The organism is Virgisporangium ochraceum (assembly GCF_016863655.1).
GTDB lineage: Bacteria > Actinomycetota > Actinomycetes > Mycobacteriales > Micromonosporaceae > Virgisporangium > Virgisporangium ochraceum.
On sequence record NZ_BOPH01000105.1, the window covers coordinates 14,103 to 34,283 of the forward strand.

Consider the following 20,181-nt stretch of genomic DNA (forward strand, 5'->3'; position numbering starts at 1 on the left):
CCCTACGTTCGGGCCGGTGGACCTGCAGATCACTCTCGGCCCGGACGGCGATCTCATCGGGCAGAGCTACCGCCAGTTCGGGCCGCGCGGTACCGGCGACCCGGGAACTGGCACGCCGCCCGCTGGTGCACGTGGCGACGGCCCTCCTCGGCCAGCGGCCATCAGTATTCCGGCCGGCCGCCCGGCCCGGTACCCCGACAGGCGTGGGCCCGGGAGGTTCCCGGGCCCACGTCGTCATGCCATCAATGGTGGTCGCTCGGACCGCACCGGCGTCCGCGGTCGAATCACCGGCGACCCGCGTGCAGCTGGGTCACCTGCTCGGCGCTGAGCTCGTAGCCGTACAACCGGAAGTCGTCGATCAGTCCGTCGAACCTCGCGTCCCCCCAGCTCGTCCCACCGATGAAGTTCGCCGTGGTGTTGCCGCCCACGCCGACATCGCCGATGCCGATGGTGAAGTCGGTACGGGTGGCCTGCAGGACACCGTTGAAGTAGATCTTCGCGGTGGAGCCGTTCATGGTGAACACCACGTGCGTCCACGTGTTGAGCGGCAGGTCCCTGCCCGCGCCGAGCAGGAGCCGTTCCTGCGTCGCCACGCCCGGTGCCTTGAACGTGGCCCCGAACCCGGTGGTCGTGCCGTTCGTGGACGACTGGAGCAGGAAGAACGTGTCGGTGCTGCTGCCGATCTGCAGCAGCGGCACCCAGCTGGGCAGCGTGTCGGGGTTCGCCCAGAAGGACACGGTGAACTGCGTGGTCAGCCCGGCGTCGATGTTGTCGGGCAGCCGGACCTGGTTGCCCGAGTCCGCCGCACCGCCGGGCAGGGACACCGCCGGGCCGTACCGGCCGGCGGTGCTCCAGGACGTGGTACCCGTCAACGACGCCGCACCGATCGACGACGTCGCTCCCGTGTTCGCCGCGGTGGTGCCCGTGCCTTCGTCGAAGGTGTACCGGACCGCGACACCTTCGTTGTACATCGCCGCGACGTCTCCCGCGGTCAGCGTCGACGTGTACACCCGGACGTCGTCCATCAGACCGTCGAACGCCGCGTCCGGGTATCCGTTGCGCCCCAGCCAGTTGTTGGCCGTCGGACCGACCTCGGTCATGCCGACGGTCAGGTCGGTGCGCGTGGCGATCACCACGCCGTTGAGATACAGGGTGCCGATCGAGCCCTGGCGGGTAAAGGCCACGTGGTTCCACTGGCCCGCCACCACATCCTGCGCCGGGCTGGCGTAGACCCGCTCCTCCGGGCCGGTCTTCCCCTTGAAGGTGACCGCGAGCCCGGTGCTCCCGCTCGCCTGGGTCTGCATCTGGATCTGGTAGTAGCTCCCGGCCGAGCCGGTGCCGTCACCGATGTGGAAAAGGCTGGTCCAGTTGCTCCTGGTGTCGGGACGCACCCAGAACCCGGTGGAGAAGTTCACCGCGCCCTGGAGCAGGTTGTCCGGAAGGTCCACCGCGTTGGCGGTGCTGCCGCCGGGCAGGTTGATCGCCTTGCCGAGCACACCGTTGGTGGACCAGCCGGTGGTCCCGGTCAGGACGGCGGCTCCGACACTGCCGACGGTGCCGGTGTTGGCGGCCGACGTGCCCGTTCCCTCCTCGAACTCGTAGCGGATCGGGATGCCGGTGGCCGGTGGTGGCGGGTTGTCGCCGACGATCACCAGGTCGTCGACCATGAGGCCGACACCGGTCCCCCGCAGCGTGAGCGTGGTCGTCGCCGTCGGGGTCGTGAAGGTGCCGACGTACGTGCCGTAGGCGGCCGTGGAGGGCAGGGTCGTCGGGGCGGTGAGCGTCGTACTCAGGTTGCCGATCGACAGTGCGGCCGTCGCCGCGCCGGTGCCGCCCGCCCGGGCGTCGCGTGCGTAGCGCAGCGAGATCCGGTAGGTGGTTCCGGGGGTGAGGTCGTTGACGGTGCGCGTGATGCTGCCCGAGGCGCCCAGGGCGAGCTGGTAGCCGGTGAGGCCGAGGCCGCCCTGGCCGGTGGCGGTGCCGCGTACCAGCTGGACCGGGCTACCGACCGCCCACGGCACCATCCGGCTGTTGCCGGCGGCGACATCGACCGTCGTGGGCGGGTTGGCGGTGCGCCACTCGGCCGGCAGGCGCGGGTACTCGAACTGGTCGACGACCCGCGGGTTCAGCTGCGCCAGCTTCACCGCGGGGTCGATCTGCACGATCTTCGCGACCGACGGGGTGCCGTTGGTGTCGAAGACGAACAGCATGTACGCGCCGGGCGGTGCGTAGTTGCCGTTGAGCGGCGCCGTGACGTTCACGGTGCCACCGGTCTGGCTGAACGCCAGGTTCTGGAAGTTCTGGTCGTTGTTGAACCCGTGCGTCACCGAACCGTTGCGGACCAGCGCGACGCGGGACACCGTGCCCGTCGCGGTGATCTGGAAGGTGCCGTTGTAGCCGATCTTCGCCGGCGCGGAGCTGATCACCGGACGGACGGCGGGCTGGTTGCCGTCGAACAGGTAGCCCGGCGAGTAGTACTCCACGTCCGTGTAGTTGCGCGGGCCGGGGGTACCGCCGCCGCCGATCATGACCCGGCCGTCGGGCAGGAGCAGGGCGGTGGAGTGGTAGAGCCGGGCGTGCTCGTGCGGAAGGACGACCTCGGTCCAGTTGCCGGTGTCCGGGTCCCAGATCTCGGGGTTGGTGACGTATCCACCGTTGCCGTTGTTCTCCCGGGCGCCGCCGGTGACGAGCACCTTGCCGTCGGGCAGGACCGTCGCGGTGGGCCAGTGGCGCTGGTACTTCATCGGCCTGGTCGCCGTGACGACCGGGTTGGCGGTGCCACCGGTGATGTCGACGACGAAGCCGGCGCGGGCGCCGTCGGGGCCGCCGCCGTTGCCCCACCAGCCGCCCCCGACCTGGAGGATCTTGCCGGGACGGTACATCGCGGCGGTCGAGGTGGCACCGACCGGGTTGCCGTTGGCGCCCTGGTTGGCGATGGCGGTGGGCAGCGTTCCGCGAAGCGTCAGCTGGCCGGTTCCGTTGTTGCCGGCGGGGTTCAGCTCGTACATCTGCGTGCCGGTGATGTTGAACAGCGTGCCGGTGGTCGGCGCGACGAACGCGCGGGGGTACCACCAGCGGTTCTCGTCGGCGCCGGCGTGGTCGGAGCCGCCGTCTCCGTATGCGGCCGGGCTCCTCGCACCGTCGAGCTTCTTCCAGCCCGAACCCTGTTCCGGGGTGTAGATCTCCGGGGTGAGGACCCCGGGTCCGCCGGTTCCGCCGCGCAGGCTTCCGCCCTGGACGACGACGTCACCGTTGGGCATGACGGTTCCCGTCGGATACCACCGGGGGAAGTTCATGGGCGCACGGTTCTGCAGCCCGTTGTTCGTCGTGTAGCTGGTGACGCCGATGGCGGCGTCGTTGGGCGAGTTTCCGCCCAGTCCGTCGTCTCCGCCGACCGTCATGGTGGAGTGGTCGTGCGGCATCTGCACCTGCATGGCGCAGAACAGGTCGGTGTAGGTGGTGTTCGGCAGGATGCCGTTGCGCAGGTTCGCCAGCGTGCGTGGCACGGCGGGGTTCCAGACGTCGACCTCCATCTGGCCGCCCTGGGTGACCGAGTCGTTGCCGGTCCAGTCGTACGGCGTGGTGTCGTTGCCCCAGCCTCCGACGCTGCCGAAGGACTGCACCCTGCCGTCGGAGGTCAGGGCCATGTTGATCGGGACCAGCGGCCACGGGATGACGCCGCTCCAGGCGCCGGCCTGGTCCTTCGTCGGCGGTGAGCAGTCCGCGGGCAGCAGCTTGGCGGCGTACGCGAGGCCGTTCTTCATCTGGGCGAGCATGTAGGACTCGGCGTAGGCGCTGCCCTCGTGTCCCATGGCCGTGTACCAGGACCGGCCGGAGTCGATCTGCTGGCACCAGGTGATCGGGTGCGAGGAGCCCTGGCGGCCCATGCCGTACGAGGTCTCGTCGGCCTCGATCAGGGTGCGTACCCACGGCGCCGGGTTGACGACCCAGTCGTACCACTCGTCGCTGCGGGTGAGGCTCGCCGGCACGCCCTGGGTGAGCGGGTGAGCGGTGTCCTTGACGAACACCCTGCCCGGCCGCACGCCGGGATTCTCCGGGTGCCCTTCGGACACCGCACCGACGAGGCGGGCGTAGAACGGGTTGACGTCGTGTTCGCTCTCACCGACCGACCATCCGGTGTAGTGCAGGCCCATGTAGCCGCCGCCACCGCGGATGTAGGACTCGAGCGCGGCGCGCTGCGAGGCGTTGAACAGGACGCCACCGGTCTGCGCGAAGACCACCGTGTCGCGGTTGGCCAGGTTCGCGGTGTTGAACACCGCCGGGTCGTCGGTCTCCTGGATCTCGACCGGCTGGTTGTACTGCGTGCCGAGTTGGGTCGCCAGGTCACGCACGGCCTGCCGGGCCTGTACGTGGGAGGCGTGGAAGTTGGACTTGTAGAACAACAGCACGTTCAGTCGTCCGTCGTCGGCGGGGGCCGCCTGGGCCGCCGCGGGCAACGCGGCGGCGGCCGTCGTCCCGGCGACCAGTGCCAGCGCGGCGAACGACGCGGTGGCCCGACCGGACAGACGCCTGAGCATTCGATGGAGGGGGAAGCGGGGTGACCTACGGGGCGCATTCATACGAGATCCCTCGAGGTTCGGCGGACGTGGCGGTAGGGCGGCACCGCCACGCGGAGGCTGAACGTATGACATTCATGAATGAACAGTCAAGAACTGAGTACATGTATGTGAACCCAGTTTCGCGAGGTTCTCATATGCGAACCATGTCCGGATGAGGAGACAGGCCCCGGAGAGTCTCCGGGGCCCGCCCCGTCGGATCACACGGTCATCGAAGCTCGGCGATGACGGTCTTCAGCTCGGTGTAGTCGTCCAGGCCGAACGAACCGAGCTCGCGGCCCCAGCCCGACTGCTTGAAACCACCGCGGGGCAACGTGACGTCGTCGGCGTGCCAGGTGTTGAGCCACACCGTGCCGGCCCGAAGCCGGGCACCGACGCGGTGCGCCGTACCGATGTCCTTCGACCAGACACCCGCGGCGAGCCCGTACACCGTGTCGTTCGCGGCCGCGACCACTTCGTCCTCGGTGTCGAACGGAACCGCGGTGACGACCGGACCGAAGATCTCGTCGGTCTGCACGGCCATCCGCTCGGTCACGGACGTGATGAGCGTCGGCGCCACGAAGAAGCCGCGGTCACCGACGGCGTCGGCACTTCCCGCGTTCAGGACGGCGCCTTCCCGCACCGCCCCGCGGATGTAGCCGAGCACCTTCTCGTGCTGCTCCTGGGAGACGAGCGGACCCATGTGCGACGTCGGGTCGAAGCCGTCGCCCACCTTGATGGCGCGGGCGGCCGCGGCCACCCCCTCGACGACCCGGTCGAACACACCACGCTGGACGTAGAGGCGGGAGCCGTTGACGCAGCACTGCCCCTCGTTGAAGTAGCCGCCCAGCACCGCGCCGGCGATCGCGGCGTCGAGGTCGGCGTCGTTGAAGATGATGTTGGGGGCCTTGCCGCCGAGCTCGAGGGAGACCTTCTTGAGATTGCCCGCGGCCGCGGCGGCGATCTTCTTGCCGACCTCGGTGCTGCCGGTGAACGCGACCTTGTCGACACCGGGGTGGGCGACCAGCGCGGCACCGGTGTCGCCGAATCCGGGCACGATGTTCACCACGCCGGCGGGCACACCCGCCTCGAGCAGAAGCTCACCGAGGCGCAGCGCCGTCAGCGGAGTCTGTTCGGCCGGCTTGAGGATGACGGTGTTCCCCGCGGTGATGGCTGGGATGATCTTGAAGCAGGCCATCAGCAGCGGGAAGTTCCACGGCACGATGCCGGCCACGACGCCGATCGGCTCGCGGCGGGTGTAGGCATGGAAGGCGCGACCGGGCACCGACATCGGGATGGTCGTGCCCTCCATCTTCGTCGCCCATCCCGCGAAGTAGCGGAAGAGCTCGGCGGAGGTCGCGACGTCGCCGTCCCGGGCCGCTTCGACGCGCTTGCCGTTGTCGAGCGCCTCCAGTTGGGCGAACTCGTCGGCGTGGGCCTCGATGAGGTCGCCGATGCGCCACAGCAGGTGGGAACGCTCGCGCGGGGTCATCTTCGACCACGGCGACGGTGACTCGAACGCCGTGCGGGCCGCCACGACCGCACGGTCCACGTCGACGGCGGACCCGTACGCGACCTGGACGAGCACCTCCTCGGTCGACGGGTTGACGGTGGCGAACGTTCTGCCGTCCTTCGCGTCGACCCACTCTCCACCGATGAGCAGCCGCTTGGGCGCGGACAGGAACGACCGGACGGCGGGCAGGAGCGCGGAGTTCTCGTGGGACATGGTGGCCTTCCGTAGATACAGACTGGAGCTACTTGATGATCGAGATTTTGGACCGGTCGAGGGTGAGCGCGACGGCGATGACGATGATGACGCCGTACAGGATCTGTTCGTAGGCGGACGGCACACCGACGATCGGCAGGCCGACGCGCAGCAGCGTCACGACGAGCGCACCGGCGAGGCTGCGCCACACGCTGCCGTGACCACCGGTGATCGCGGTGCCGCCGACGACGATCGCCGCGACCGCCGGAAGAAGAAGGTTGTCGGCCATGGTCGGACCGCCGCTGAACTGACGCGAGACCAGCATGACCGCCGCGAACCCGGCGCAGGCGCCGGAGACACAGAACGCACCGATCTTGACCAGGTCGACCGGCGTGCCGGCCAGCCGTGCCGCCGACTCGGAGTACCCGGTGGCCGAGATCCAGCTCCGCAGCGGCGTGACCCTGAGGATCACGGCGATCACGGCGACGACGAGGACCGCCATCGCGGTCGACATCGGCACGTAGCCGGCGACGTAGAGGTCGAGCCACTTGACCGTCGAGTCGTCCACCACCCGCACCGTGCCGGCGCCGGAGACGACCAGGGCGACCGCGGACAGGATGCTCATCCCGCCGAGGGTGACGATGAACGACGGTAGCCGCAGCAGCACGTGCGCCAGGCCCTGCACCGCGCCGATCGTCGCCGCGACGGCGATGACGGCCGGTGTGGCCAGGCCACCGAGGTCCGGCAGCCACAGGGCGAGGAAGACCGTCGACAGTGAGGCCAGGGCCGCGATGGACAGGTCGATGCCGCCGCAGAGGACGACGAGCGTCGCGCCCGCGGCGAGCACGATGAGCGGGGCGGCGGTCCGCAGTGCCGCGGTCAGGCTCCGCTGGGTCAGGAAGTCGGGGTCGGCGACGGTCAGGGCCGCCATGAGCGCCACCAGCGCGATGAGCGGCATGAACCCGGTGAGTCGCCGGGCGGTGCGCCGGTCCCTCGTGACGGTCGCGGGTTCGTCGATCGGCTTCGTGGCCACGGGAGTGCTCATACCATCTCTTTCACGAGGTCCAGAGGACTCGGCTTGCCGCCACTCGGGCAGGCGACCTCGGCCACGACCCGTCCGTCGCTCATGACCAGGATCCGGTCGGCCATGCCGATGGCCTCCTCGAGGCTGTCGGCCAGCAGCACCGTGGCGACCCCACCCGCGGCGAGCTCACGCATCAGCCGGTACACCTCCGACCGGGCGCCGATGTCCAGGCCGCGCGTCGGGTGGTCCAGCAGGAGCAACCCGATGTCGCCGCCGACCAGCCACCGGGCCAGGACCACCTTCTGCTGGTTGCCGCCGGACAACCGCTGGATGGCGGTATCGCGGCTCGGCGTGCGGATGGACAGCCGCTGGATCCAGCGGTCCACCAGGCCGGCCTGTTTCCTGGGCGCCACGAACGGGCCCGCGCAGCGGGCCTTCTGCTTGGTCAGGGTCATGTTCTCGGCCACCGACATCGGCCCGACCATGCCCTCGACCTTGCGTTCGGCCGGGACGTAGCCGATGCCGGCCGCGCACGCGGCACGCGTGCTGGACAGGTCGATCCTCTTCCCGTCCAGCCGGATCTCGCCCGCGGTCGTCGGCTCGGCGCCGAACAGCGCGCGGCAGACGTCCTCGCGACCGGATCCGTGGACGCCGACGATCGCCACGATCTCGCCCACGGCCACGTCGAGGTCGACGTCGCGGAACGACGTGCCGGAAAGCCCGCGTACCGACAGCCGGGGCTGCTCGGCGACGACGGGTACGGCGGCGTTCTCGTGGTAGTGGTCGTCGGACCCGGTGGACCCGATCATCATCCGGTGCAGGTCGCGCGGGACGGCTCCGGCCGCGGCGACCTCGCCGACCGACCGGCCGCCGCGCAGCACGGCCACCCGGTCGCACACGTCCAGCACCTCGTCGAGCCGGTGGGAGACGAAGACGACCGAGGCGATCTCACGGAGCCGGCGGATCTGTGCGAAGAGGGTGTCGATCTCCTTCGACTCCAGGACCGAGGTCGGCTCGTCCAGGATGATGACCGGCGGGTGCTGGCTGCGCTCCTCGATGCGCAGCACCTTCGCGATCTCGACCATCTGCCGGTCGGCGAAGGTGAGCGTGTCGGTACGGGCGAGCGGGTCGATCGTCGAACCGATCTTGTCGAGCTGCTCCTGGGCCAGGCGGCGCATGGTCTCCCAGCGGTAGACACCCCGACGGACCGCTCCCCCTTCGCTGCCGAGCAGGATGTTCTCCGCGGCGGTCAGGTTGGGCACCAGGGACTGCTCCTGGAAGACCATCCCGATGCCGTGGTTGGCGGCGTCGACGACACTGCGCAGCTTGACGGCCCGGCCGCGGACGTAGATCTCGCCGGCGTCCGGGGAGACCAGGCCGACCAGCGCCTTGAGCAGCGTGGACTTGCCGGCGCCGTTCTCGCCGGCCAGACCGAGGACCTCGTGCTGGCGGACCACGAGGTCGACGCCGTCGACGGCCTTCACACCCGGGTAGTGCTTGACGAGGCCCCGGACCTCCAAGGCGGGTACCGTCTCGCTCACTTGACCACCTGGTTCCTTCGACGCTGCGGGATGACCGCGGCGGCGACCGCGGCCACGACGATGAGGCCCTCGACCCCGCCCTGCCAGTACGGGCTGACCCCGACCTGCACGAGTCCGTTCGTGAGCACCATGACGAGCAGGACACCCACGGCGGAGTGCAGGATGCCGCCCCGTCCCCCGGTGAGCAGGGTGCCGCCGACGACGGCGGCGGTGATGGCCGAGAAGTCGTATCCGCTGCCGGCCTGGACGAGGCCGGCGCCGAGCTGGCTGGTCACCATGACCCCGCCCAACCCGTAGAAGGCGCCCGCCAGCGCGAAGACCGCGACCTTGTACGGCTTCACCCGCACGCCCGAGAGCAGGAGCACCTCCTCGGCCCCGCCGATCGCGAAGGCGTACCGGCCGAGCCGGGTGTAGCGCTGGACGAGCCAGCCCACCAGGATGCACGCTGCGGCGATCCAGGTCAGATAGGAGAACCCGAGGAAACGCTCGATCGCCCAGCTCTTGAGCATGGGGTCGGAGACGTTGGGCTGCACGCCGGCGAACATCAGCGTGGCGACGCCGAGCCCGACGGCCGACACCCCCAGGGTGGCCATGAACGACGGCACCTTCAGCAGCACCAGTGCCAGTCCGCTCAGGCAGCCGAACGCACAGCCCAGCACGATGGCGACCGCGATACCGAGGAGCCCGAAGTCGTTGTCGGTGCGGTTGTTGGCCACCAGCAGCGACACGGTCAGGGCCGAGGCACCCATCACGCCGGCGGCCGACAGGTCGATGGACCCCATCATCAGCACGAACGTGATGCCGCAGGTGACGACGGCGAGCACCGCTGCGGCGTCCATGATGTTCTGGACGTTGTCGATGCTGCGGAACTGCGGGCTCAGGACCGCGAACAACACGAAGATGACGACCAGAGCGGCCGGTGGACCGGCGTCCCGGAACGACACGCCCCGCCGCGGGTGGCGGCGAGACGTGTCGACGACCTCGGATTGCACGGTCACTTCAAGGGCCCGGCCACACGGTTGAAGACGTTGCCGCACTCGAAGTCGGACGGGTTGGTCTTCGGCGCGGCGAAGTCGGCGGCGTTGTCCTTGGTGATGAGGAACTGCTCGGCGAAGAACGCGCGGTTGTCGGGAGCGATGTCCTTGACCGCCAGCTTGCCGGTGGCGACACAGAAGCCGATCGCCAGACCGATCCCGCCCTGCCACGTGCCGTCGCTGGAGACGGTGGCGGCCATGGTTCCGTTCTGGACCGCGCGGACGGCGTCCGGAACGGCGTCGATACCGACGACGGCCACCTTGCCGGTGAGACCCGCCTGCTGGAGTGCCTCCAGAGCGCCGAGCGCCATGTCGTCGTTGGCGGCCCAGATGCCCTTGACCTTGTCGCCGTGCTTGGTCAGCAGCGTCTTGGTCACCGTGAGCGCCTCGGCGCGGGAGAAGTTGGCCGCCTGCTGGTCGAGCAGCTGGACGCCGGGGTTCTTCTTCAGCGATGCCTGGAGGCCGGCGAACCGGTCCTTGGCGGCCGCGGTGTCGAGGACGCCCTGCAGCGCGATGATGCCGCCCGAGCCCCCGATCGTCTTGATGAGCGCGTCACCGATCTGCTGGCCCGACTCGACGCCGTCGTAGGTGATGTGGCTGACCCAGGTCTTGTACTCGGCCGGCTTCAGGTCGGCCGGCTTGTTCCACTGGGTGACGAGGTAGGCGCCGGCCCGGTCGGCGCCCTTGACGATCGGCGCGGTGTCCGAGTCACCGTTGGGAAGCACGTTCATGACCAGGCACTCGGTGTCGCGGGCGAGGATCTGGTTGATCTGTTCCTGCTGCTTGGTCGAGTCACCGGCGTAGGTGAGGCGCTCCTGGGTGAGGCCGACCGACTTGGCGAAGGCGTCGCCGCCGGCGAGCCACGAGGCTTCGTAGGGGTTGGACTCGTTGCGGACCTGACCCACCAGTTTGACGTCGGACGGCTTGCAGGCGCCCTCGCTGGCGGCTTCGGCTCCTCCGGCCTGTTCCTCGGTGCAGCCGGCCAGGGCGGCGGCCAGCAGGGTCAGGCTCAGTAACGTTGCGGCGGGACGGGTGGTGATCTTCATGGTCATACTCGATCTCTTCAGTGCCGGGGGGATCCGGCGGGTTGGCACACATAGAGAGATGCGGTGGAGGCCGTGGTCAGCGGGCCATCCAGCCGCCGTCGACCACCAGCACGTGGCCGTTGACGTAGTCGGCGGCGGCGGAACTCAGAAAGACCGCTGCTCCTGCGATGTCGGAGGCATCCCCCCATCGACCGGCAGGGATGCGTTCGAGGATGGACCGGGAACGGTCCGGGTCGGCACGCAGCGCAGTCGTGTTGTCGGTGGCGATGTAGCCGGGCGCTATGGCGTTGACCTGCACGCCGAGCGGCCCCCACTCGTTCGCCAGGGCCCTGGTGACTCCGGCGACGCCGTGCTTGCTGGCGGCGTACGACGCCACGCGGATGCCGCCCTGGAAGGACAGCAGGCTGGCGACGTTGACGATCTTGCCGTGCCCCCGCCCGGCCATCGGGCGTCCGAACTCCTGGCAGAGAAAGAACAGGCCGTTGAGGTTGGTGTCCAGCACGCGGTTCCACGACTGCCGGCTCACGTCCACCGAGTCCTGGCGGTCGATGATGCCGGCGTTGTTGACCAGGATGTCCACCTGACGGTTGCCGTTGATCTCGGCGGCGACCCGCCCGATGGCATCGTGGTCGCCGACGTCGAGGTCGACGACCTCCACGTCACGGCCGAGGTCGGCCACCTGGTCGCGCGTGGACGACTGGCTCCCCGGCCGGCCCAGGAGAACCAGGTCCGCGCCGGCCCGGGCGAGACCCTGGGCGATGGCCTGTCCCAGACCGCGGCCCGCGCCGGTCACCACGGCGCAGCGGCCGCTCAGGTCGAACGGTGACCTGAGCGCGGCCTCGGGGTGGGTGATCACAGCTGCTCCAACGCCACCGGCGTCAGGTCGGTGTAGTCGTTGTTCTCCCCGCCCATCGCCCAGATGAACGCGTACGAGCCGGTGCCGACGCCCGAGTGGATCGACCACGGCGGTGAGATGACGGCCTCGCGGTCGCGGACGACGAGGTGACGGGCGGCGCCGGGCCGGCCCATCAGGTGGAAGATCCGGTCGTTCTCGTCGAGATCGACGTACAGGTAGACCTCGGTGCGCCGGTCGTGCAGGTGGGGCGGGAAGGTGTTCCACACGGAGCCGTCGGCGATGACGGTCACGCCGAACTGGAGCACCGAGGTCTGCAGTTCCTGGCCCCAGGCGTACCGGTAGAGGCTGCGTTCGCTCGCGCTCTGCGGCGTGCCCAGCTTGACCGGCTCGATCGCCGAGTGGCTCAGCAGGGTGGTCGGGTAGACCGCGTGCGCCGGGGCGGAGACGAAGTAGAACGCGGCGTCGGCGCCGGCGAAGACGACCTCGTTGCCGCGGCCGACGAACAGGCCGTCGAGGTGGTCGAGTTCGAACTTCTCGCTGTTGACCAGCACGTGACCGGACTGGCCGACGTTGACGATGCCCAGCTCGCGGCGGGCCAGATGTGACGGGGTGCCCAGGACGTCCCAGGCCGGCAGTTCGAGCTGACCGGCACCGGGAACCGCCCCGCCGACGACCAGCCGGTCGTCGTGGGTGTACACCCCGTGCACCTCGCCGGTGCTGAACAGGCGCTCCACGAGGAAGTTCTTCCGCAGGTCCGCATTCGTCGCCGTCTCCACCTCGGAAGGCGATGCGGAATACCTCGTTTCGATCAAAACTTGCTCCTCGTTTGTGAACCGTGTTCCGCTACGTGAACTGAGCGGACCATACCTATGGCTCCGATCACAGGTCAAGGGGCTGAAACTGGTTCCTCTATGTGAACTGTGATTTAGTGTTGTACTCGGGGTGCATGCGCATGATCGATGAGGAGGCCTCGGTGGATACGGAGAGAGCGGGCAGAGGGAGCTCCGCCACTTCGCAGGTCAAGTCGGCTGCGCGCGTCCTCGACGTGCTGGACGACATCGCCGCCAACGGCCCCGGCACCCAGCTGCAGCTGGCGACGCGCCTCGGGATTCCGAAGAGCAGCCTGCACGCGCTACTGCGCACCATGTGCGCACGTGGATGGCTCGACACCGACCAGACCGGCAGCATCTACCGGCTCGGGGTCCACACGCTGACGGTCAGTTCCGCCTATCTCGACGGCGACCCGGTGCTCTCGCGCGCCAACTCCGTCATGGACGAGATCGCTGCTGCCACCGAGGAGACCGTGCACCTGGGTCGCCTGGAGGGCGCGGAGATCATCTACACCGCGAAGCGCGAGTCCAAGCATCCGTTACGCATGTACTCGGCCGTGGGTCGCCGCCTGCCCGCCTACAGCACGGCCCTCGGTCGGGCGATGCTCGCCGAGATGCCCGAGGACGTGCGCGACAAGCTCGTGCCGCACGAGATCAAGTCCATCACCTCCCAGACGATCACCGACCGGGACGCCCTTCTCGCGATCATCGACAAGGCCGCCCAGCTCGGCTACGCGGAGGAGAGCGAGGAGTCGTGCCTGGGGGTGCGCTGCTTCGGCGTCGCGCTGCCCTTCTCGCGTCGATCGGTCGACGCGCTCAGTATCGCGGTCCCGATCAGCCGGCTCAAGCAGGGCCGGGAGGACTTCATCGTCGAGACCCTGCTGAGCGTCAAGGCCCGCCTGTCGGCGATGCGCGACAACAGACTGGCCCGCTGACGACGATGGGCCGACCGTGTCGACGGTCGGCCCATCCGATCTCAATGCCGCTTGAGCGCTGCCACCACACCGGCGCGCGAGGCGTCCTCGCTGGCCAGCACGCCTCCGTTGGCCACGTCGTCCGCGGTGATCTCGGTGAACACCATGCGGACGTCCTGCAGGCGGGCTCCGAGAATCTCGACGGCGCTGTCGGCCACGGCCCGCGCGAAGGCCTTGCGCTGCTCCAGGGACCGGCCCGCAAGCAGTTCGACGGTGATGTTCGGCATGGTGCCCCTCTCCTGCTGGCCGTTCACGATATGGACCTCAGTTCACCAGCGTGAACGAACTTATCGTGTCGTTCAGGGAGCCGCAATGCACCGCCGGTCAGTTCACATACTTGACATCGATTCAGCCTGTTGGTCGAATCACCGTGACCCCGGCCCGCGATCGAGGATGCGACATGTGGCGCAGTTCAGTTCGGTGGTGGCACGGCCCCCGCTCGACGGCGCCGACGAACATCGCCTACCGGGCAGCGCGGCGACTCGGGCTGGTCCTGGCCGTCGTACCCGCGATGCTGCTCGGCTTCCCCCAGCCGGCGCACGCACACGCCCGCCTCATCAGCACCGACCCGGCCCAGGGTGCGGTGCTGCAGACCGCCCCCGACCGGATCCTGTTCCGGTTCAACGAGGTGGTGAACGGCGTCCCGGGCGGCGTCCAGGTATTCGACGCTCGGGGTGGGCTCGTCCACACCAGACAGACGGTCACGGGTACCGACCTCGACGTGGTCATGTCCCAACCGCTGGTCGACGGCACGACCGTGGTCACCTGGCGGGTCGTCTCCGACGACGGGCACCCCATCAGCGGCTCCCTCACGTTCTCCGTCGGCGCGCCCACCCCCGCCGTCACCCCGCCGTCGACCGGGTCGAGCAGCGTTCCGACGGTTCCCTGGGCGCTCACCCTGGCCCACGCGGTGGGCTACGTCGGGCTCCTTCTCGCCACCGGGCTGGCGGCGTTCGCCGCCCTGTTCCTCCCCACCGACCCCCGCACCGACCGCCGCACCGACCGCCGCACCGACCGCCCGAGACGCCGCCTGGCCGCCGTCGCCCGTGCCGCCGCGGCTGTCGCGGCCGCGGCATGGCTCGCGGTACCGCCGATCACGGCGCTGTATCTGCTCGGTGGCGGGCCGGATCTGCTCCTCCGCGGCGCAACCTGGTCATCGCTGCCGCTCACCGAGTACGCCGTCGCCACGGTCGTCGTCAGCGGACTGGCGCTGACCGTGGCCCTGCCCGGCGCCGGGTCGCCCTCGCGACGACGGCGCATCGCCGTGGTGGCGGCCGCCGCGATCGCCGTCACCGCCCCCGCCCTGGTCGGGCACACCCGCGCGGCGAGCCCGGAACTCCTCGCCATCGGCGCCGACGCCCTGCACCTCCTCGCCGGCAGCGTCTGGCTCGGCGGACTCGCCGGCCTGGTGCTGACACTGCCCGACCTGTCCGGTCGCGGTGCCGCCGCGGCCGCGGTGCTCACCCGGTTCTCCACCGCCGCCGCCGGCATCCTCGCGGCCCTGGTCGCCACCGGCTCATTGCTCGTATGGCAGATCCTGGGGTCCTGGACGGCTCTCCTCGACACCAGCTACGGCCAGCTGGTACTGGCCAAGGTCGCCATCGTGCTGTGCGCTCTCCTCATCGCGGCGTGGAACAGGTGGTCGCTCCTCCCCCGACTCACGCGGGCCACCAGCAGGACCGACCGACAGGCGCACTCCCGACCGGTGGTGCGCGCCGCCGCGCTCGAGGGCACGGTCCTCGCCTGCGCCTTGCTCATCACCGGCTTTCTCGTCGACACAAGTCCCGCGGGCGACTCCCCGCCGGCGAGGGCGGCGGCCGGGACAAGTCCCGACACGCACACCACCACACTGGGCACCATCACGGTGCGGGCTTCCCTCACACCACTCGTCCGCGGCGCCAACACCGTCACGCTTCGACTGACCTCCGCGGCCGGTGAACCCGTCGAGGGTGTCGCACCCCCGGTCGTACGCCTGTCCTCCGACCGTGCCACGCTCGGCGCCGTCCCGTTGACACAGGTATCGCCGGGTATCTATACAGCACAGGTCGTTCTCCCGGTGACAGGGACGTGGCGGATGCAGGTGTCCCTGCGCATCAGCGAGTTCGCCAACCCCGTCGGTGAGCTGGAGTTCGTGGTCAGGGACTAGCGCAGGCGCCGACGGGAGTCGGCTCTAGCTGTTCTCCTCGATGTACCTGGCCGGGTCCTTGTCGACGAACGACAGGCCCCGTCCCTGCGGATGCTCCCCGAAGAAGCGCAGCCAGCGTGCCCCGAGTTCCAGGCGCAGCTCCCGGCTCGCATGCTTACGGAAGTCGGGAAGCACCTCGTCCTCCTCTTCGGCCAGATGCTCGCTATTTTCGGTGCGCGCCTTCCACACCCCCTTCCACCAGGCGTCCGAGCCCACCGGGTGCCTGCTCGCCTCATCGATCCCGTCCCGGATCTTGTTGTGGTCGCGGATCGCGTCGTCGGTCTCCTCCTTCGCGTTGTCGCCGCCCGCGTCCTTGAGCAGATGCGGGTAAAGGATCTCCTCCTCCGCATCGGCGTGGATGTCGAGATGCAGTGCCAGCGGCGTCCAGATCGCCTCCAGCTCCTGCGGCGACCTCGCGTCGTCCAGCCTGGCAAACCCGACTCGGAACCGGTGGTGATCCTCAAGGATCAGAGCGGTGATGTCATCCACGACAACACGATAAGGCCGCCAGGACGCCGACCTCCGATCCGGCCGGCGACCGGGACCGGATCTCCTCCCGCGTCGACGACAGCCCCTACCGGGCGCCTGGATCCACTCGAGCAACGTGCGGTTCGCCCCGATGCCGTGGTCGCGGTGGTACCCGCGGACGACATCGGTCAGCCAGGCGTACACCCGCTGAAAGGAGTGACCACCCGGATTCCCGTGCGACGCCGCTCTTCCATGGCGACGACCGCCCGCCCTTCGATCGTTTCCAGTGACCGCTGACGGCCTGCTCAACCTGACGCACGGCCGACCGAGGCGGCAGCATTATCGCCGCCCGCGACGACGACGCTTCAACCCATGCGGTTGACAAGGATGGCGGCTGCCTGGTCGGTGGGGACCGCTTTGACATCGGGCTGCTCGCCCGGTCCGAGCAGCTCCGCAATGATCATCATTGCGCCTTCCGCGAGTTCGGTCGATGGGTAGGCGAAGACCCACGCGGTGCCGTAGTCGGGGTCGTACTCGCTGCAGGAGCCGGCCGCCGCCGACACCGTGCCGGGGGCCTCGATCTGCTGCTCATGCGTTTCACTGTCTTCGGTGAGCCGACACTGCACGATGTGCCTGACCTCGCCGCTCTTTGTGGCCAGGCGCACCAGCACCCGGCTGCCCTGCGCCGCGGCCCCGCCGTCCGGGCCGACCGAGGCCATGAAGAAGTCCTTGGTGTACAGGGCGCAGACATGCGAAACGGCGCCTGCCCGCGTGTACGAACACACCGGTTGACGGACGTCGCCATTGGGCGCCGTGAGGTGCGAATAGCGCTTAATGAGAGCACCCGCCTCATCGGAACGAACCCCGCCGAGAGCGCCGAACGTCGACATCGTCTGGCTGTTCGTCCGGAGACAGTCCGTCGCTATTCCGCCGATGCCCTGGCTCAGATTGCTGAAGCCGTCGCCGGCCCTCGTCATCCAAGCCGCACGACCCACCGTCAAGGGCTCGGCGGTGTAGTCGAGTTTCAGCGAAACGTCTGCGACATACGCCCGGGCGTCCCACGATTCGACACCCTGGGTCTCAGGGCCGACGGTCAACGTGAACCGCTCCGACGCATGCGGTTCCACCTCGAACCGCATCTCACGGGTCACCGTGAGTGGGACGGCCGTGAGGCCGCGGGGCAGTTTGACGTCGTAGTCGGCCTCGACCTGCAGCGGCCCGCCGGTCTGCGCACAGTCCTCCAGCTCCTTCCCGAAGACGATCGTCACCTGCGCCTCGAGCACCACCGCCGACGTCGCGCCGCTGTTCTTCAGGGTGATGTCGATCGGAGTAGCATCGATCGGGCTCGGGCCGTAATCCTCGCGATACTCCGTTCCGTCACCCCGGGTTCCGGACTCGAAACCGGTACCGTCGACCACCGCCGGCGGTCCCAGACGCATGGCCACCAGCCGCACATCCGGGCCCTTACCCTGCTGCAGCACCCAGATGACGGCGACGCCCAGAACAGCCGCGACGACGATCGCCAGGATGGCGATCCTCGGATTCAGAATGATCTGCCACTTGTTTTCCTGGCGTCCGTTCGGACCGATCAGGACGCCTTGCGGATGGCTCATACGAATGTTCAAGCGGTCAGCCATTGTGAATGTCGTCCCTCCGACGCACTCGGTCCCACCGATATAACCCGAGTGGTCCATGCGCATGCGCTAGAGCGAATGGCTCGAAAGGGCCGGATGATCGGATTCGGACGCGCGAGATCAGGTTCGTACGTATCGACCTTCGGCCGCGGAGAGGTGCGGGCACGGCCCCGACGTCAGCCACTCCTACCCATGCTGAATATCGCGGACGCCTGCCGCACCAAGGCCGGTGCCGCCACCGGGATGTTCCACGCCCGACGCGGCGCGGACCGCTCCGGAAACGCTGCGCCCCGACCGGATCCTCGCCGCGGCAGTCGCCGCGGGCGCTTCCTTCCGCCCGACAGCGCCGTCCCCTACCTCGGCCTGCTCCCCCTGGCCCTCGGCACCCGGTCATTACCTCGTACTGAAGTGCGACGGCGGCAGCCGCGGCCGGGAACGGCAGGTCCGGCGCCGGGAGGCCAATCGCCGGGACCGTCACCGGTGCGTCGCGAACTTCGCGCCCACCGCGACGAGGGCGTCATTTCAGCACCTCGTACCGGGCGGTGATGACGCCCGCTCCGAGGGACGCGATCTGCGCGAACGCACCGCGCGCGAGGTCGATGCACCGGCCGCCGACGAACGGGCCACGGTCGTTGACCCGCACCACCACCGACTTGCCGTTCGACGGGTTGGTCACCCGGATCCTGGTGTTGAACGGCAGGGTCTTGTGCGCGGCGGTCAGGCCGTCCGGGTCGAAGCGTTCGCCGTTGGCCGTCGTCGAGCCGGTGGAGTAGAACGAGACGCCGCACGAGCCGCTGCTGCCGGTACCGGCCGAGGTCGACTTCTTGGGTGAACGGCTCGGGGTCCGGCTCGGGGTTCGGCTCGGGCCGGAACTGGCCGCCGACGGGGTCACCTCGCTGGGACCGACCGTCCCCGAGTCCCGCATGTTGTTGCGCGCGGCGCGCTCGTCCTCGCGGGCCGTGTCGGCCGCGTTCGCGCCTGCGCTGGTCCGATCGGGGTTGGAGCCGAGGCCGAGCGAGACGGCCGTGACGCCGCCGACCACAGCGAGAAAGACGGCGCCGGCCGCGACGACCACGCGCGATCGGGCGAGCCAGGGCCGTGGGGGCACGACGTCGGTGTCATCCGCGTCGTGTCGTGCGTCGTGGTGGTCGGACACCCATCACCCTTCATCGACGTACGGGCCAGGTGCGACCGTAGCGGCGGATGCCCGCGCGGTCAGGTCGCACCGTGGCAGATGTCCGCATTTACAGTGGTAGATCCCACCGAACGGACGAGTGTCTCACCGCCCGAACGGCCGAGGACAAATCCATCCTTTACCGGGGAAACGGCCGCTGCGATGCGTCGAGGACGCGGCGGGTACTACCCTCCGCGACGTGACAGAAGATCGCGTTCGGCTGTTCGTCCCCGGGGTCGCGGCGACGATGGCCCGGTGGCAGGCGGCACTCGCACGTGCCGGCGTGACGCTGGACGACCGTTCGCTCACCTCGCAGGCCCTCGACTTCCACGCGACGGTCGAGTGGGTGGACAACGACGGTTCGTTCGGCGAGGCGTTCGGGTACGGCACGATGTCGGCGCAGGAGCAGAGCGCCGTCGCCGACGCCGGCAGCGCCCTGGTCCTCGACCTACCGGTGTATCTCGATGCCGCGGCGCCGGCACTGGCCGCCCTGATCGGCGCACTGGGCGACGCCGGAGCGCTGGGGGTACGACTCGAGCAGTCGAAGTTGGGCTGGTCCGTCGCGCACTGGATCCGCGTCCTCCACAGCGGTGACCCGTGGATGCTCTACCGCTGCGCCGTGGTCACGTTGCGCGACGGCGACGGATCGCGGTCGTGCGGCATGCACGCGTTCGGGTTGCCGGACGCGCAGATCCAGGCCCCTCCGTCCGACGCCGACGAGCTTCTCGGCCCCCTCAACGTCTATCAGCTGGCGGAGGATCCGGTGCTGGTCAGCGGCGACACGTTCGCGCCCGACGCGCAGACCCCCCGCCGCCGCCTCGAGCGCTGGCCCGATGACGGATATCCGCCGGGGCACCCGTGCCACAACCCTTTCGGCGTCTGGCGTCTGGGCGCCGAGGGAGGTACGGCGGATCCGAGGAGCGACCTGCGACCGGTGTTCATTCCCGCGCTGGTCGCCGTCCTCACCGCCGCCGAGCAGAACGCTGGCCGACCCCTGCGCCGGGACGAGGTCGAGAACCTCACCGACCGGGGCGCCTGCATCATGATGACCCACGACGACGCGAAGAAGCTCGAACGCAGCCGCGGCTACGCCGACCTGGAGCCGGAGCTCGCCTGGCGGCAGTGGCAGGTCGTGCGCGAGCCCCCGGCCTGAC

15 protein-coding genes are annotated in these 20,181 nt (G+C 69.4%); 3 read left to right on the forward strand and 12 right to left on the reverse strand.

Features of this window, described 5'->3' with window-relative positions:
- Positions 1–284 precede the first annotated feature (284 nt).
- The 8 genes from Voc01_RS38180 to kduI form a co-directional block, all read right to left on the reverse strand.
- Entirely contained in the window at positions 285–4,538 is a 4,254-nt protein-coding gene (locus Voc01_RS38180) for a LamG-like jellyroll fold domain-containing protein (protein WP_203932565.1), read from the reverse strand.
- A gap of 247 nt (positions 4,539–4,785) precedes the next feature.
- Positions 4,786–6,282, reverse strand: coding sequence for an aldehyde dehydrogenase family protein (locus tag Voc01_RS38185; RefSeq protein ID WP_203932566.1), 1,497 nt, complete (start codon positions 6,280–6,282; stop codon positions 4,786–4,788).
- A gap of 28 nt (positions 6,283–6,310) precedes the next feature.
- Positions 6,311–7,306, reverse strand: coding sequence for an ABC transporter permease (locus tag Voc01_RS38190; RefSeq protein ID WP_203932567.1), 996 nt, complete (start codon positions 7,304–7,306; stop codon positions 6,311–6,313).
- Positions 7,303–8,826, reverse strand: coding sequence for a sugar ABC transporter ATP-binding protein (locus Voc01_RS38195; protein WP_203932568.1), 1,524 nt, complete (start codon positions 8,824–8,826; stop codon positions 7,303–7,305). The genes Voc01_RS38190 and Voc01_RS38195 overlap by 4 nt, the downstream gene beginning before the upstream one ends.
- Positions 8,823–9,818 (reverse strand): ABC transporter permease, encoded by a 996-nt coding sequence (locus Voc01_RS38200; protein ID WP_203932569.1) that lies wholly within the window; start codon positions 9,816–9,818, stop codon positions 8,823–8,825. Before Voc01_RS38200 ends, Voc01_RS38195 begins: the two co-directional genes overlap by 4 nt.
- A 2-nt stretch (positions 9,819–9,820) precedes the next feature.
- Entirely contained in the window at positions 9,821–10,906 is a 1,086-nt protein-coding gene (locus Voc01_RS38205; RefSeq protein WP_203932570.1) for a sugar ABC transporter substrate-binding protein, read from the reverse strand.
- 76 nt (positions 10,907–10,982) lie between these two features.
- A complete protein-coding gene (gene kduD, locus Voc01_RS38210) occupies positions 10,983–11,762 on the reverse strand; it encodes a 2-dehydro-3-deoxy-D-gluconate 5-dehydrogenase KduD (protein WP_275423790.1) in 780 nt (259 codons plus the stop codon).
- A complete protein-coding gene (kduI, locus tag Voc01_RS38215; protein WP_203932571.1) occupies positions 11,759–12,538 on the reverse strand; it encodes a 5-dehydro-4-deoxy-D-glucuronate isomerase in 780 nt (259 codons plus the stop codon). Before kduI ends, kduD begins: the two co-directional genes overlap by 4 nt.
- Before the next feature lie 176 nt (positions 12,539–12,714).
- Here kduI and Voc01_RS38220 point away from each other — a divergent pair, with 176 nt between their 5' ends.
- Positions 12,715–13,527, forward strand: a complete 813-nt coding sequence (locus Voc01_RS38220; RefSeq protein WP_275423791.1) for an IclR family transcriptional regulator — start codon at positions 12,715–12,717, stop codon at positions 13,525–13,527.
- 41 nt (positions 13,528–13,568) lie between these two features.
- Here the strand turns inward: Voc01_RS38220 and Voc01_RS38225 are convergent, their stop codons facing one another.
- Complete coding sequence (locus Voc01_RS38225) at positions 13,569–13,820, reverse strand: tautomerase family protein (RefSeq protein ID WP_203932573.1); 252 nt, start codon at positions 13,818–13,820, stop codon at positions 13,569–13,571.
- A gap of 146 nt (positions 13,821–13,966) precedes the next feature.
- On the opposite strand from Voc01_RS38225, the gene Voc01_RS38230 reads away from it, so the two are divergent.
- Positions 13,967–15,712: a copper resistance CopC/CopD family protein gene (locus Voc01_RS38230; RefSeq protein ID WP_203932574.1), complete on the forward strand. Its 1,746-nt coding sequence runs from the start codon at positions 13,967–13,969 to the stop codon at positions 15,710–15,712.
- 24 nt (positions 15,713–15,736) lie between these two features.
- On the opposite strand, the gene Voc01_RS38235 is transcribed toward Voc01_RS38230, so the two are convergent.
- From Voc01_RS38235 to Voc01_RS38245, 3 genes are all read right to left on the reverse strand, one after another.
- The gene (locus Voc01_RS38235) at positions 15,737–16,240 is read right to left on the reverse strand and encodes a hemerythrin domain-containing protein (RefSeq protein ID WP_203932575.1); all 504 of its coding nucleotides are present in this window, start codon (positions 16,238–16,240) and stop codon (positions 15,737–15,739) included.
- A gap of 344 nt (positions 16,241–16,584) precedes the next feature.
- Positions 16,585–17,856, reverse strand: coding sequence for a hypothetical protein (locus tag Voc01_RS38240; protein ID WP_203932576.1), 1,272 nt, complete (start codon positions 17,854–17,856; stop codon positions 16,585–16,587).
- Positions 17,857–18,370: 514 nt separating this feature from the next.
- Entirely contained in the window at positions 18,371–19,009 is a 639-nt protein-coding gene (locus Voc01_RS38245; protein ID WP_307781604.1) for a septal ring lytic transglycosylase RlpA family protein, read from the reverse strand.
- Positions 19,010–19,226: 217 nt separating this feature from the next.
- Between Voc01_RS38245 and Voc01_RS38250 the strand changes: the two genes are divergently transcribed.
- Complete coding sequence (locus Voc01_RS38250; RefSeq protein ID WP_203932577.1) at positions 19,227–20,180, forward strand: DUF4261 domain-containing protein; 954 nt, start codon at positions 19,227–19,229, stop codon at positions 20,178–20,180.
- The last annotated feature ends 1 nt before the right edge of the window (position 20,181 follow it).